General features: G+C 64.4%; 13 protein-coding genes and 2 pseudogenes. 12 read left to right on the top strand and 3 right to left on the bottom strand.

Annotation, left to right across the window (positions count from 1 at the left end):
* Nucleotides 1-43: 43 nt before the first annotated feature.
* Nucleotides 44-535, top strand: a pseudogene (locus PVW49_RS03180) (transposase); the annotation flags it as partial.
* Nucleotides 536-1,440, top strand: a pseudogene (locus PVW49_RS03175) (IS3 family transposase); the annotation flags it as partial.
* Here PVW49_RS03175 and PVW49_RS03170 read toward each other — a convergent pair.
* Nucleotides 1,417-1,638, bottom strand: a complete 222-nt coding sequence (locus PVW49_RS03170; protein ID WP_274589886.1) for a hypothetical protein — start codon at nucleotides 1,636-1,638, stop codon at nucleotides 1,417-1,419. The pseudogene PVW49_RS03175 and the gene PVW49_RS03170 sit on opposite strands and share 24 nt — an antisense overlap.
* Before the next feature lie 518 nt (nucleotides 1,639-2,156).
* On the opposite strand from PVW49_RS03170, the gene PVW49_RS03165 reads away from it, so the two are divergent.
* The 4 genes from PVW49_RS03165 to PVW49_RS03150 all read left to right on the top strand — a co-directional run bounded on the left by PVW49_RS03165 (nucleotide 2,157) and on the right by PVW49_RS03150 (nucleotide 5,918).
* Nucleotides 2,157-3,581 carry a cytochrome ubiquinol oxidase subunit I gene (locus PVW49_RS03165; RefSeq protein WP_274589880.1) on the top strand — a complete coding sequence of 475 codons (1,425 nt, stop codon included), beginning with the start codon at nucleotides 2,157-2,159 and terminating at the stop codon, nucleotides 3,579-3,581.
* A 3-nt stretch (nucleotides 3,582-3,584) separates the two neighbouring features.
* The gene (gene cydB, locus PVW49_RS03160) at nucleotides 3,585-4,604 is read left to right on the top strand and encodes a cytochrome d ubiquinol oxidase subunit II (protein WP_074834739.1); all 1,020 of its coding nucleotides are present in this window, start codon (nucleotides 3,585-3,587) and stop codon (nucleotides 4,602-4,604) included.
* Nucleotides 4,604-4,699 carry a DUF2474 family protein gene (locus tag PVW49_RS03155; protein ID WP_139211175.1) on the top strand — a complete coding sequence of 32 codons (96 nt, stop codon included), beginning with the start codon at nucleotides 4,604-4,606 and terminating at the stop codon, nucleotides 4,697-4,699. Before cydB ends, PVW49_RS03155 begins: the two co-directional genes overlap by 1 nt.
* A 232-nt stretch (nucleotides 4,700-4,931) precedes the next feature.
* Complete coding sequence (locus PVW49_RS03150; RefSeq protein WP_274589879.1) at nucleotides 4,932-5,918, top strand: zinc-dependent alcohol dehydrogenase family protein; 987 nt, start codon at nucleotides 4,932-4,934, stop codon at nucleotides 5,916-5,918.
* A gap of 111 nt (nucleotides 5,919-6,029) precedes the next feature.
* Here the strand turns inward: PVW49_RS03150 and PVW49_RS03145 are convergent, their stop codons facing one another.
* Nucleotides 6,030-6,935, bottom strand: a complete 906-nt coding sequence (locus tag PVW49_RS03145; protein ID WP_274589878.1) for a LysR family transcriptional regulator — start codon at nucleotides 6,933-6,935, stop codon at nucleotides 6,030-6,032.
* A 151-nt stretch (nucleotides 6,936-7,086) separates the two neighbouring features.
* Here PVW49_RS03145 and PVW49_RS03140 point away from each other — a divergent pair, with 151 nt between their 5' ends.
* The 4 genes from PVW49_RS03140 to PVW49_RS03125 all read left to right on the top strand — a co-directional run bounded on the left by PVW49_RS03140 (nucleotide 7,087) and on the right by PVW49_RS03125 (nucleotide 9,909).
* Entirely contained in the window at nucleotides 7,087-7,389 is a 303-nt protein-coding gene (locus PVW49_RS03140) for a DUF1330 domain-containing protein (protein WP_048530462.1), read from the top strand.
* A 53-nt stretch (nucleotides 7,390-7,442) separates the two neighbouring features.
* Complete coding sequence (locus PVW49_RS03135) at nucleotides 7,443-8,441, top strand: LLM class oxidoreductase (RefSeq protein ID WP_274589877.1); 999 nt, start codon at nucleotides 7,443-7,445, stop codon at nucleotides 8,439-8,441.
* A gap of 79 nt (nucleotides 8,442-8,520) precedes the next feature.
* Nucleotides 8,521-9,051: a gamma carbonic anhydrase family protein gene (locus tag PVW49_RS03130; protein WP_274589876.1), complete on the top strand. Its 531-nt coding sequence runs from the start codon at nucleotides 8,521-8,523 to the stop codon at nucleotides 9,049-9,051.
* Nucleotides 9,052-9,198: 147 nt separating this feature from the next.
* Complete coding sequence (locus PVW49_RS03125) at nucleotides 9,199-9,909, top strand: GntR family transcriptional regulator (protein ID WP_048530454.1); 711 nt, start codon at nucleotides 9,199-9,201, stop codon at nucleotides 9,907-9,909.
* Between the two features lie 6 nt (nucleotides 9,910-9,915).
* Here PVW49_RS03125 and PVW49_RS03120 read toward each other — a convergent pair whose 3' ends face one another.
* Nucleotides 9,916-10,680, bottom strand: coding sequence for an SDR family NAD(P)-dependent oxidoreductase (locus tag PVW49_RS03120; RefSeq protein ID WP_274589875.1), 765 nt, complete (start codon nucleotides 10,678-10,680; stop codon nucleotides 9,916-9,918).
* A gap of 162 nt (nucleotides 10,681-10,842) precedes the next feature.
* Between PVW49_RS03120 and PVW49_RS03115 the strand changes: the two genes are divergently transcribed.
* Entirely contained in the window at nucleotides 10,843-11,724 is an 882-nt protein-coding gene (locus PVW49_RS03115) for a 3-keto-5-aminohexanoate cleavage protein (RefSeq protein WP_274589874.1), read from the top strand.
* A 38-nt stretch (nucleotides 11,725-11,762) separates the two neighbouring features.
* Entirely contained in the window at nucleotides 11,763-13,367 is a 1,605-nt protein-coding gene (locus PVW49_RS03110; RefSeq protein WP_274589873.1) for a GMC family oxidoreductase, read from the top strand.
* Nucleotides 13,368-13,380: the final 13 nt, after the last annotated feature.

Raw genomic sequence — 13,380 nt, 5'->3', positions numbered from 1 at the left:
ATCCTGATTGTCGCGCTGATCTCACCCTGATTGTCGCGCTATAGTGCTGGGCACGGACCTGACGCAGATCCATGGCCTTGGGCCGTCGCTGGCTTTGAAGCTGGTGGCCGAATGCGGCACGGATTTGCGCGCGTGGAAGAGCGCCAAGCACTTCACGTCGTGGCTCTGTCTGGCTCCGGGCAACAAGATCTCTGGTGGCAAGCTGCTGTCTTCGCGGACACGCCGATCTTCAAGCCGCGCCGCTGCACTTCTGCGTCTTGCAGCCGTCACGATTGGCCGAAGTGACACGGCCCTCGGTGCGTTCTATCGACGCCTCTCGGCCCGGATCGGCAAGCAGAAGGCGGTAACCGCAACGGCGCGCAAGATCGCAGTTCTGTTTTACAACGCTGTGCGGCACGGCATGACTTACCAAGATCAAGGCGCCGCAGCTTATGACGAACGACATCGGCAACGTGTACTGTCAAACCTTCAACGGCGCGCCAAGACCCTCGGATTTGCATTGGCGCCCATCCCGGAGACAGCGGCTGTTTCTTAGGAAGGCCACGGTGTTCTTCGCGGAGAGAAGCAAATGAGGTTTGCCTTCGTGGAAGAACACCGGAACGACATCCCGGTGAACCGGCTGTGCCAGATCATGGATGTCAGCCCGCGTGGCTATCGCGCCTGGCGCAACCGCCCCGTCAGTGCCAGCCAGCGCAAGGACCTCGTCGTGCTGGCCCATATCCGCGAACAGTTCACCCTTTCCCTTGGCAGCTACGGCCGGCCGCGCATGACCGAGGAACTGAGAGAGCTAGGCCTGGATGTCGGGCATCGTCGTGTCGGCCGGCTGATGCGCGAGAACGCCATTTCCGTGAAGAGAAACAAGAAGTTCAAGGCGACTACGGACAGCAACCACAGCTTCAACATCGCGCCGAACTTGCTGGATCGCGATTTCTCAGCCGATCGCCCGAACCAAAAATGGGCCGGTGACATCAGCTATGTCTGGACACAGGAAGGCTGGCTCTACCTTGCCGTGGTCCTCGATCTGCATTCGAGGCGTATCATCGCCCTCTCATGGTTTGCATACGCAAACCACTGCCGGGTAACAGATGGGCGGTCAGCAACCGGATGAAACGCGACTTGGCCATCCGGGCGCTGAAGATGGCCATCGCGCTGCGGCAGCCGCCCAGGGGCTGCATCCACCACACCGACCGCGGCAGCCAATACTGCTCTCACGACTACCAGAAGCTGCTGCGCCAGCATGGCTTCAAAGTATCGATGAGCGGAACCGGGAACTGCTACGACAATGCGGCCGTCGAGACCTTCTTCAAGACGATCAAGGCCGAGCTGCTGTGGCGGCGGTCCTAGCCGACGCGACGCGCGGCCGAGCTGGCGATCTTCGAATACATCAACGGCTTCTACAATCCACGCCGACGGCACTCAGCACTCGGCTGGAAAAGCCCCGATCGTAATCTGCACTTTGTCGCCAACGGTGGTGCGCGTGTGCAGCGTGAAGGTCTTCTTGTTCTTCGGTGTCACCCGCATCACCAGCCCGGTGATCCTGGTGTCTCGGATCTCAATCCGCTTGCCGGACTCATTCTTGAAGCCGCGGACTAAGACATTGGTGAAATCGCGGGGGCCTGTGGCATTGGTGGTTGTCATGGTCGTGCTCCTCGTTGTCAGCGAGGAGGAGGTCGGTCCGAGTGAATCCGCCCGGAAGGAATTTCCTCTGGGGTGGCACTGGGGTGGCGAAATCGCAGCGATGACATGCGATCTCGCGAGGTCGGATGAGGCTGGATGAGACGCAGGGTGCGATGGACATGTTATTGTAAACAGGAAGTATTTCCGTCTTACAGCGTCTCACCCTGTATTATCGAGTAGCGCGCCGTCGAACCGATTTTGCTGCATCATAATCCGCGTGTCGGGGGTTCAAGTCCCTCCTCCGCTACCACAAAACCCCCTACATTTCAGCCTTGCAGCACGGCCCCGCCCCTGACCGGCGGCGCATGCGCATCTTGCCGGCCACCCCCCGGCAATCAGACCGGCCTGTCCGCCCTTGCCGCGTTCTGCCCTCAGGGAAGTTCCCGCCTGCGTTGCCATGTCGCAATCCGGGCATGGGTCCGGAGACCTACGTTACCGGTATCGGGTATCAACGGCAGTCATCGCAGGGTCACGGGTACATGGACACTTTTCTGGGTTTCGACGCGCTGCTTCTGGCGCGGATGCAATTTGCCTTCACGGTTGCGTTCCACTTCATCTTTCCGGCCTTCACCATCGGCCTGGCAAGCTTTCTGGCGGTGCTGAATGCGCTCTGGCTGAAAACACGGCACGAAACCTATCTCCGGCTGTTCGAATACTGGATCAAGGTCTTCGCGATCTCCTTTGCCATGGGGGTCGTCTCGGGGATCGTGATGTCATATCAGTTCGGCACCAACTGGTCGGTCTTTTCGGATCGCGCCGGGCCGGTGATCGGGCCGCTGATGGCCTATGAAATCCTGACCGCCTTCTTTCTCGAGGCGGGCTTTCTCGGCATCATGCTCTTTGGCCGCAATCGGGTCGGCGACGGGCTGCACATGTTCGCCTGCGTCATGGTGGCGGTCGGCACGGCGATCTCGGCCACCTGGATTCTCAGCGTCAACAGCTGGATGCACACGCCCGCGGGCTTTTCGATCTCGAACACCGGGCAATATTTGCCCGAGGACTGGTGGCAGATCATCTTCAACCCCTCCTTCCCCTACCGCCTGGCGCATACGATCACCGCCGCCTATCTGACCACGGCCTTTGTCGTCGGTGGCGTCGGGGCCTGGCATCTGCTGCGCCATCACAGCCACAACAAGGGCGTGCGCACGATGTTCTCGATGGCGATGTGGATGGCCGCGATCGTCGCGCCCTTGCAGATCGTCATCGGCCACGAACAGGGGCTGAACACATATGAGCATCAGCCGACCAAGGTGCTCGCCATGGAAGGCCATTTCGAAAGCTACGACGATGGCGTGCCGCTGATCCTGTTCGGCATTCCCGATCAGGCGGCCGGCGAGATGCGCTATGCACTGTCGCTCCCCAGGATCGGCGGGCCGATCCTGGGCAAGTCCTGGGACGCCGAGATGGACGGGCTGGACACGGTGCCTGACGCGCTCGAGCCGCCGGTGGGGGTGGTGTTCTGGAGCTTTCGCATCATGGTGGGCATCGGCGTCCTGATGGCGGCTGTCGGCCTCTGGTCGCTGGTCTCGCGGCTGCGCGGCCGGCTGCATGACGACCGGTGGCTGCACCGCGTCGCGCTGGTGATGGGCCCTTCGGGGTTGATCGCGGTGACGGCGGGCTGGATCACCACCGAGGTCGGGCGCCAGCCTTTCGTCATCTATGGCGAGTTGCTGACCGCGGATGCCGTGGCCCCGGTCGCCGCCAGCGCCGTCGGAGCCTCGCTGCTTGCCTTTGTCGCCGTCTACTTCGTCGTTTTCGGCGCCGGCGTGGTCTACCTGCTGCATCTGATGGGCAAGGTGCCCCTTCTCGGCGAGACCGGCGTGGAATCCGAGGCCGGGCCGATCCGCACCGCCGGCATGACCTCGGCGCCAGTTGGCACGCGCGAAGCGGCCGAGGAGGCCTGAGCCATGGAAGTCTCGTTTGATCTCACCATTGCCTGGGCCCTGCTTCTGGCCTTCGCCACCTTCGTCTATGTCGTTCTCGACGGGTTCGACCTGGGCATCGGCATCCTCTATCCCTTCTTTCCGGAAAAGTCCGACCGCGATCTGATGATGAATTCGGTCGCCCCGGTCTGGGACGGCAACGAGACCTGGCTGATCCTTGGCGGCGGCGGGCTGTTTGCCGCCTTTCCGCTGGCCTATGCGATCATCCTGCCGGCGGTCTACGTGCCGATCATCGTGATGCTGCTGGCGCTGATTTTTCGCGGCGTGGCCTTCGAGTTCCGCTGGCGCTCGCAGCGCCGCTTCTCGGCCCGGGCCTGGGATATGTCGTTCATCTGCGGCTCCGTCGTCGCCGCGCTGATGCAGGGCATCATCCTCGGCACGCTCTTGCAGGGGATCGAGATCGACGGCCGCGCCTATGGCGGCGGTTGGTGGGATTGGCTGACGCCCTTTACCCTGGTTGTCGGGCTCGGGGTGGTGGCGGGCTATGCGCTGATGGGGGCCTGCTGGCTCAACTGGAAGCTCGAGGGCGCGGTGCAGCAACGGGTGAAGAAGGCCGCACAACTGTCGGGCTTGCTCTCGCTTGGCTTCATCGCGCTGGTCAGCGCGCTGACGCCGACACTGGAGGCGGCCTACTGGATGCGCTGGCTGTCGTTTCCACAGATCCTCTTTGTTGTGCCGGTGCCGCTGCTGACCGGGCTGATCGGCTATGTCCTGGCGCGGTCGCTGTACAAGGGCGGGCACGACTGGTTGCCGATGCTGATGGTGGTGCTGCTGTTCCTGCTGTGCTTCGTCGGCCTCGGCATTTCGATCTGGCCCTATATCATTCCGACCGAAGTCACGATCTGGCAGGCGGCGAGCCCCTACAAGAGCCAGCTTTTCATGTTTGTCGGCGCCATCGTGCTGGTGCCGATCATCCTGGCTTATACCGGTTTTGCCTATTGGGTGTTCCGCGGCAAGCTCGACCCCGAAGACGGATATCACTGATGTGGAGGAAACTGGGCTGGTTCGTGGCGCTCTGGCTGGCCGGCGTGCTCACCGTTGCGAGCGTCGCCTATCTGTTGCGGCTGGTGCTCTTGTAGGCGGCCGCTGCTGCGCCGGAGGCGCAAAGGGGCTTGGACAGGTCGGGCCCGCTGCCCCGGCCGCGCAAGTTCGGATCAAGCCCGCCAAGTGCTGGGTCCGGACGGCCGCGCGCCGTTCCTTTCACGGCGATTATATCCGAAATCGGAATTCTGAAGCCAGAAATCCCCGGATTTATCAATTTCGAGCGAGGTGTAGATAGAAGGCCAGCCCTTCATCAACAGGAGTTCACCGATGAAAGCCATGACCCTCACCGCCTATGGTCCCGACGCCCCCTTTGAAGCCGTCGAGCGCGCGCACCCCGCCGTCACCCCGGGCCACGTGGTGCTTCGCGTCCATGCCACCAGCGTCAACACCATCGACACGATGATCAAGGCCATGGGCACCGATCTGCCGGTGTCGCCCGCCCTGCCCGCGGTGCTGGGCATGGATTTCGCCGGCGTCATCGAAGAGGTCGGCGCCGGCGTGACCGGCTTTGCCGTGGGCGACGAAATCTATGGCTGCGCCGGAGGTCTGGGCGAATTGCAGGGCGCGCTGGCCGAATACATGCTGGCCGATGCCCGCCTGATCGCGCACAAGCCAAAGACGCTTTCGATGCGCGAGGCCGCGGCGCTGCCGCTGGTCGGGATCACGGCCTATGAAGGCGTGCAACGCGCAGGCGTCAGAGCCGGGCAAAAGGTTCTGGTGCAAGGCGGCGCCGGTGGCGTCGGCCATCTGGTGATCCAGTTGGCCCGACACCTCGGCGCCGAGGTTTCGGCCACCGGAACCGGCGCGGCGCAGTTGGCGGCGATCGAGGGATTTGGCGCGACGCCGATCGACTTCATGCAAGAGAAAGTCGCCGACTACGTCGCGGCCCGGACCGGCGGTGCCGGCTTCGACGTGATCTTTGACGCAGTCGGCGGCGCGAACATGACAAACTCTTTCGAAGCGGCGGCGCTGAACGCGCAGGTGGTGTCGACCGTGGCCCTGCTGGAAATCGACCTGACGCCGGCGCACTTCAAGGGGCTGTCGCTGCACATCATCTTCATGCTGCTGCCGATGCTGCACGACACGGGCCGCGAGGTGCATGGCGAGGTGCTGGCGAAACTGGCCGAGATCGTCGATGCCGGCGCCCTGACCCCGCAGCTGGACAGCGAGCGTTTCGGGCTTGAAGAAGTCGGCGCCGCTTACGCCCGGCTGACCGGCGGCGCGGCCATCGGCAAGGTCGTTGTCGAGGTCTGATCCCGCCTTGCAATGACCAGAGGCGCCGGGGCCAATTCGGTTCCGGCGCTCCTTTTCCGCTTTTGCGCCGGGCTCGGCAGCGCCGGACAGAGAGCAGCGCCGCCCGATGTATCAGCCGGACCAATCCGGCTGACCGCCCAGCTTTCCGATCAGAAAATCCATGAAAATCCGCGTCTTGGGTGTCAGCACATTTGAACGGGGATAGACCAGCCAGAGCACGGATCGATCGTTCATCTTCCATTCGGGCAGCACCCGGACAAGCCGCCCGGCGGCAATCTCATGCGCGACGCTCCAGAGCGAGTTGATCGACAGACCGGCACCCGTCACCGTCGCCTCGCGTTGGGCATCGCCATCGTCGACGATGGCCCGGCAGACCATCCCCGCCGGGTCGAGGGCGGCGGTATCGCCGGCCCGGTTGATCAGCTCCCGCGGTTCCAGATTGCTCCAGGCGATGAACCTGTGGCCTGCCAGGTCGGCCGGCGTCGCCGGCGTGCCCTGCGCCGCAAGATAGCCGGGCGATGCACAGAGAATGCGGGCGTCATCGGCAAGCTTGCGGCCCTTCAGGCTGCTGTCAGTCAGCGGCGCGCTGCGCAGGGCAAGATCGAAACTGCCCTCGATGGCATCGAACCGCGTGTCAGACAGGCGCAGATCCAGCGTGAGATCGGGATAGGCCGCGTGGAACGCCGGCAGCAGCGGCATGATGTGCAATTGCGCGAAACTGCTTGGCGCGGCAAAGCGAAGGGTGCCTTTCGGCCCCGCCCCGCTGCCGCCAAGGACCGCCTTTGCGGCCTCGGCCTGCGCCAGGATCTCGCGCGCGTAGGGCAGGAAATCCGACCCCTCCAGAGACAGCGACACCTTGCGGGTGGTGCGGCGCAGGAGCTCGGCCCCGAGCTCCTGTTCCAGCTTGGCCAGACGCGCGCTCGCCACCGCCGGGGCCAGGCCCAGCTCGCGCCCCGCGGCCGAGATGTTGAGCCGTTCGGCCGCCATGACAAAGAGGCGCAGATTGTCGGTGTCCATGGTGATTATATCCGCATTCCGAAAAATGAAATCCGAGATCTGCCGGTTTTACGGAATTTCGCAAGAGTTAAATTGGCAACACGGGGCACAGGCGGGCAAGTCCACCATCTCACGGCGCCACGCCTCGACGATCGCATCAAGGAGACCTGACATGGCACATTATTCCGTTCTCGAAGTGACCCCCTCGAACGAGGCTTGGATACCCGACTACCTGCCCACCGCGACCCGGATCATGGCCAGACACGGCGGCAAATATCTGGCGCGCACCACCAGCCACGAGCAACTGGAAGGCGCCCCGCGCAATGCCGCGCTGCGCATCGTGATCGAATGGCCCTCGGAACAGGCCGCCAAGGATTTCATGGCCGACCCGGATTACCGCCCGCACCTGGACAACCGCCATGCCGGATCGACCAGCCTGCACTGGCTGATCGCCGGTCAGGACGACCTCGCCTGAGGGGCCCCGCGCGGCCCCGCCTGCCCGGGCCGCCCCTGCCGAAGGAGCAAACCATGCTGGACCAAACCACGACAACCGCCTTTCCGCGCCTCAACCGCGCCTATAACACCGTGTTTCGCCCCGGTCGGCTGAGCCTTGGCCTTGTTGTCCCGCTCGAGACCTATGCGGATAGCGCGGTGCCGAACATGGCGTGCCATATCGAACGGGCGCAACTGGCCGATGCGCTGGGCTTTTCGGCGCTCTGGCTGCGCGATGTGCCGTTCAACGTGCCTTCTTTCGGGGATGCCGGGCAGGTCTTTGACCCCTTTGTCTATCTCGGCGCCCTGGCCACCGCGACCCGCGACATCGCGCTTGGCGTGGCCAGCATCGTCCTGCCGCTGCGCCACCCCGCGCATGTGGCCAAGGCGGCGGCCTCGGCGGATGTTCTCTCCGGCGGACGGCTGCTTCTTGGCGTGGCCTCCGGCGACCGTCCCGAGGAATATCCGGCGCTGAACAAGAGCTTTCCCGACCGCAGCATGCGGTTTCGCGACAGCGTCGATTACATAAGGGCCATGACCGAGAGCTATCCGCACCGCGACACCGATCACGGTACACTGTCCGGCGGGATCGACATGCTGCCCAAGCCCGCAGGCGGCCAACTGCCGCTGCTGATCACCGGGGGCAGCCAGCAATCGCCGGACTGGGTGGCGCGCAACGGCGACGGCTGGATGACCTATCCGCGCGATCCGGTGGCCCAGGGCCGCGTGGTGGCCGAGTATCGCCAGCGGATCGCCGCCGCGGGACTGCCCGACCGGCCGGTGATGCAGTCGCTTTATGTCGATCTTGTCGCGAACGCCGGGGCGCCGCCGAGCCCGATCCACCTCGGCTTTCGCTCCGGCACCGGCTATCTGCGGCAGTATCTGTCAGAGGTACAGAGCCTTGGAATCAATCACGTCGCGCTGAACCTGCGGTTCAACGGCGCCGACGTCGAGGACACGATGCAGACGCTGGCGCAAGAGGTCCTGCCCGCCTTTGCCGATGCGGAGCGGGGCTCTCCCGGTACGCCCTCTTGATATAAACATATATATGTTTTACCAGAAGGCAGATATCCTCTCCGGCGCCCCGCGCGCGCATCTTGAAAGGTAAGTGGCCATGCCCCTTTATGCTCTTGGCGAACTCGTGCCCCAAACGCCGGGCCCTGGCAGTTTCTGGATTGCGCCGGGGGCGCGTGTGATCGGCGATGTGCGATTGGGCCGGGATGTCGGCATCTGGTTCGGCGCGGTGTTGCGCGGCGACAAGGAACCGCTGACCATCGGCGATGGCAGCAATATCCAGGAACATGTGATGATCCACGCCGATCCGGGCTTTCCGGTGAGGATCGGCGCCGGCGTGACGGTCGGGCACCGAGCCATCGTTCACGGCTGCACCATCGGCGATGGCACATTGATCGGCATGGGCGCGACAGTGTTGAACGGGGCCAGGATCGGCAGCAACTGCCTGATCGGTGCCGGCGCATTGGTGACCGAAGACAAGGACATCCCCGATGGCGCGCTGGTCATGGGCAGCCCGGCCAAGGTGGTGCGAATGCTCGGCGACGAGGGCCGCGCCGGTCTGCGCCGGCCGGCCGAGGCCTACGTCCAGAACTGGCGGCGGTTTGCCCGCGAGCTCAGAGTGATCGACTGAACCGCGCTCGCGATCTCGCGGGGCGCGAGGGACGCATGGAAACTCTGGAGATGAGGGATCATCACAGGCCCTCCGGGGGTTGCCGAAGCTTGGAACATAGACTTATATAGGTTTCTAAGTTTCGACGATTTCGAGAGGTCAGAGCCCATGTCCCTGCAAACCATGCGTCGGGCCAATGTGCCCCTGCACGTCGAGGTGGCCTCGCTGCTGCGCAGCCGGATCCTCAGCGGTGATCTGAAAAGCGGCGAACGCCTGCCCTCGCTGGCCGAACTGGCCAAGGTCTTTGGCGTGACCAGCCTGACCGTGCGCCAGGCGATGAACACGCTGGACGACGAGGGGCTGATCGAACGCGCCTCGGGCCGGGGCACCTTTGTGAAAGAGGTGGAAATCAAGCCGCGGCGGGTCTTCTCCGTCAAATCCGACCTGTCGCAGCTTTTGGGCGGGGACATGCCGCTCGAGGTCGTGCTGAGCACCGACACCAGTTTTGACGAGGATGTGGTGATCGATGGCGTCGCCTTCAAACGACTGAAACGGCGGCACGAGTTGGGCGGCCAGCCGTTCTGCATGCTGGACGTGCATCTGAGAAAGGACATCTATCAGGATGCGCCGGAGAAATTCGACCGCGAGCTGATCGTCTCGGCCTTCAAGGAACTCGGCATTGCGCTGGGCTCGGCCACCCAGACGGTGGCGCTGGCCTCGGCCGATCTCGAGATGGCCGAGGGTTTGCAGGTCGAGGTCAATTCGCCGGTGTTCAAGGTGGTCCGCAAGGTCAAGGACGACGCCGACCGGCTGATCTATTTCGGCGACCTGATCTATCCCGGCGACGCGCTGGAGTTCCGCATCGATTTTCTGGCCTGACCGGCCTCAGGACACCGTCATCCCGCCGTCGATCACGATGGTCTGGCCGGTGATCATCGGCGCACCGGTCAGCAGGTAGATGATGGTCTGCGCCACGTCCTCGGCTTGTACGTGCCGCTTGATCAGCATCTTGTCGAGCGCCGCCTGCTTGCGCGCCTGCGGCCAGTTCGCCGTCCAGGGCGTGGCGACCTGCCCCGGCGCCACCGCGTTGACCCGCACATCCGGCGCCAGCCCCCGCGCCAGCGAGCGGGTCACGCTGACCACACCTGATTTGCTGGCCGCATACGGCGTGCTGCTGCCTTGCAGCCCCATCCCGGCGGTCGAGGCGGTGTTGACGATGGCCCCGCCCGAGGCGCGCAGAGCCGGCGCCGCGGCCTTGGCACAACGGAAGACGCCAATCAGGTTGGTGTTCAGCAGGGCCATCCACAGGTCTTCGTCGATCTGCTCCAGCGCCGTTGCCGGGATCGGATCTCGGGTGCCGGAAATGCCGGCATTGTTCACCAGGTAATCGAGCCCGCCAAGCGCGGCAATCGCGGCCTCCACCATGCGCTCGGCACCGCCGGGAACCGAGACATTGCCCGGCGCCGCAATCACGTCGAGGCCCTGCGCACGCAGCCGCGCCACCTGCTCCGGGCCCTGCGCATCCTCTTCGAGGTGGTTCATCGCGACCCGGACGCCCTGTTGCGCAAGCTGTGTCACACAGGCCAGCCCGATGCCCGAGCCCCCCCCGGTCACCAGGGCCGTCCGGGCGGTGTCAGTCCGATTTTCCATCATTTGCTCCAATGTTCAAAGCGCGCGGCCCCAAACGGGGCGCGTCACGCCGGCTGTCTGCCATGTTTGACAAACATTAAAACATATAGTAGTTTATAACAATAGAAATTTTGAACTCTTCGAAACCACGTCGAATCGCGACGCGAGGAAAGGACCCGACCCTTGGCCAAAAAAACCATCATGACCTGCGCCGTGACCGGAAACGGAACCATGCCGGCGCAGAACCAGAACCTGCCCGTGACCCCGGCCGAGATCGCGCAGGCCGCCGTGGAGGCCGGCCGGGCCGGCGCCGCCATCGCGCATATGCATGTGCGCGACCCCGACACCGCCAAGGGATCGATGGACCTCGACCTCTATCGCGAGGTGGTCGACCGGATCCGCGAGGCCGGCTCGGATATCGTGATCAACCTGACCACGGGCGAAGGCCAGCGCTTCGTGCCAAGCGAGGACGATCCCAGCGTCGCCGGCCCCGGCACCACGCTGTGCCATCCGGCCCGGCGCGCGGCGCATGTGAAGGCGCTGAGACCCGAGATCTGCACGCTGGATTTCAACACCATGGTCAACAAGACCTGGACAGTGATCAACACGCCCCCCACCCTGAAGATCATGGCCGACATCGCCAATGCGGCCGGCACCAAGCCCGAGATCGAGATCTTCGATTCCGGCGATCTCAACATGGCCAAGGATTTCCTGGCCAGGGGCATTCTCAGGGCGCCGCCGATGTTCCAGTTTGTCATGGGCATCAATTTCGGCGCTGCCGCGAATTACCAGACACTGGCCTACCTGATCTCGCAGTTGCCCGAGGCCAGCGAATGGGCGGCCTTCGGCATCGGCAAGAACGCCTTTCGCATGTTGGCGCTGTCCTACCTGATGGGCGGGCATGTGCGCATCGGGATGGAAGACACGGTCTATATCGACCGGGGCGAATTGTGCAAAAGCAACGCGCAACTTGTAGAAAAGGGCGTCAGCATCGTGGAATCTCTGGGCGGCAGCATGGCCACGCCGGCCGAGGCGCGCGAGATTCTCGGGCTGCCACAGCTTTGAGCCGCGCGGGCCCAGACATGACAGCTTCGGGAGATCGCATGGACGCGGATTTCATCATTGTCGGTGCGGGGTCTTCCGGCTGCGTTCTGGCCAACCGGCTCAGCGCCGACCCACGCAACCGGGTGCTCTTGATCGAGGCCGGCGGTCGCGACAGATACCCCTGGATCCACGTGCCTGCCGGGTATTTCAAGACCATGAACAACCCCGGCTATGACTGGTGTTACAAGACCGAGCCGGTGCCCGGGCTCAATCGCAAGGTGGTCAACTGGCCGCGCGGCAAGGTGCTGGGCGGATCCTCGGCGCTGAACGGGCTGCTCTATGTGCGCGGCCAGCCGCAGGATTACGACCGCTGGCGGCAGATGGGCAATCCCGGCTGGGGCTGGGACGATGTCCTGCCGTATTTCAAGCGCTCCGAAGGCAATGAACGCGGCGAAGACGCGCTGCACGGGGCGACCGGGCCGCTGGGGGTCTCGGACCCGCGCTACCTTCATCCGATCTGTGACGCCTGGATCAGCGCGGCGCGTCAGGCAGGCTATCCGGCGAATGACGACATCAACGGCGCGACGCAGGAAGGCGTGGGCTATTATCAGCTTACCACCCGCAATGGCCGCCGGTGCAGCACCGCCGTGGCCTATCTCAAACCGGTGAAGCACCGGCCCAACCTGCGCATCCTGACGCGCGCGCAGGTGCGCAAGGTGGTGCTGGAGGGCAATCGCGCGGTGGGGGTCGAGATCACCGACAAGGCCGGCGAGACCCGCATTCTCAGGGCCCGGCGCGAGGTCATCCTGTCCTCGGGCGCCATCGGCTCGCCGCAGATCCTGATGCTGTCGGGCATCGGCGACGGCGCCGAACTGCGCAAGGCGGGCGTGGCGCCGAACCACGATCTGCCGGGGGTGGGCAAGAACCTTCAGGATCACCTTCAGGCCCGCACCACCTTCAAGACCCGCACCACCACGGTGAACGACGAGGTGCGCAGCCTGTATGCCAAGGCCAGGACGGCGGTGCGCTACGGCCTGGGTCGCAATGGCCCGATGACCATGGGCGCCAGCATGGTGGCCGGCTTCCTGCGCAGTGCGCCGGAGGAGGCCACCCCCGACATCCAGTTCCACATCAACCCCTGGTCCGCCGACAGCCCGGCCGAGGGGGTGCATCCGTTTTCGGCCTTTACCGCGACGGTCTGCGTGCTGCGCCCGACCAGCAGGGGCGAGATCGCGCTGGCCGGGCCGGACCCGATGCAGGCGCCGAGGATTCAGCCCAACTACCTTGCCACCGAAGACGATTGCCGCCGCACCGTGGCGGGCGTGCGCATCTCGCGCAGGATTGCGCGGCAGCGCGCGCTGGCGGCGGATATCTCCGAGGAATTCCGCCCGCCCTTCGATCTCGACCTGAGCGATGACACCGCGGCGCTTGCCTGGGTGCGGGACAATTCGACGACGGTTTACCATCCCGCCGGAACATGCAGGATGGGCACCGACAGGGGGGCGGTAGTCGATGCGCGGCTGCGCGTGCAAGGCATCGCGGGCCTGCGCATCGTCGATTGTTCGATCATGCCCGAGATCGTGTCGGGCAACACCAATGCGCCGGCGGTGATGATCGGAGAAAAGGCCAGCGACATGATCCTGAAAGACGCGCGCGGCGCATGAGGGACGGACAAGA

This window comes from Marinovum sp. PR37 (genome assembly GCF_028807375.1).
GTDB classification, from domain to species: domain Bacteria; phylum Pseudomonadota; class Alphaproteobacteria; order Rhodobacterales; family Rhodobacteraceae; genus Marinovum; species Marinovum algicola.
This window is presented reverse-complemented; position numbering and strand designations above follow the sequence as displayed.

What these genes read in the sequence shown, in the direction of transcription:
- PVW49_RS03170 (WP_274589886.1), bottom strand. Translation starts at nt 1,638, where the DNA reads ATGACAACCACCAATGCCACAGGCCCCCGCGATTTCACCAATGTCTTA.
- PVW49_RS03165 (WP_274589880.1), top strand. Translation starts at nt 2,157, where the DNA reads ATGGACACTTTTCTGGGTTTCGACGCGCTGCTTCTGGCGCGGATGCAA.
- cydB (WP_074834739.1), top strand. Translation starts at nt 3,585, where the DNA reads ATGGAAGTCTCGTTTGATCTCACCATTGCCTGGGCCCTGCTTCTGGCC.
- PVW49_RS03155 (WP_139211175.1), top strand. Translation starts at nt 4,604, where the DNA reads ATGTGGAGGAAACTGGGCTGGTTCGTGGCGCTCTGGCTGGCCGGCGTG.
- PVW49_RS03150 (WP_274589879.1), top strand. Translation starts at nt 4,932, where the DNA reads ATGAAAGCCATGACCCTCACCGCCTATGGTCCCGACGCCCCCTTTGAA.
- PVW49_RS03145 (WP_274589878.1), bottom strand. Translation starts at nt 6,935, where the DNA reads ATGGACACCGACAATCTGCGCCTCTTTGTCATGGCGGCCGAACGGCTC.
- PVW49_RS03140 (WP_048530462.1), top strand. Translation starts at nt 7,087, where the DNA reads ATGGCACATTATTCCGTTCTCGAAGTGACCCCCTCGAACGAGGCTTGG.
- PVW49_RS03135 (WP_274589877.1), top strand. Translation starts at nt 7,443, where the DNA reads ATGCTGGACCAAACCACGACAACCGCCTTTCCGCGCCTCAACCGCGCC.
- PVW49_RS03130 (WP_274589876.1), top strand. Translation starts at nt 8,521, where the DNA reads ATGCCCCTTTATGCTCTTGGCGAACTCGTGCCCCAAACGCCGGGCCCT.
- PVW49_RS03125 (WP_048530454.1), top strand. Translation starts at nt 9,199, where the DNA reads ATGTCCCTGCAAACCATGCGTCGGGCCAATGTGCCCCTGCACGTCGAG.
- PVW49_RS03120 (WP_274589875.1), bottom strand. Translation starts at nt 10,680, where the DNA reads ATGGAAAATCGGACTGACACCGCCCGGACGGCCCTGGTGACCGGGGGG.
- PVW49_RS03110 (WP_274589873.1), top strand. Translation starts at nt 11,763, where the DNA reads ATGGACGCGGATTTCATCATTGTCGGTGCGGGGTCTTCCGGCTGCGTT.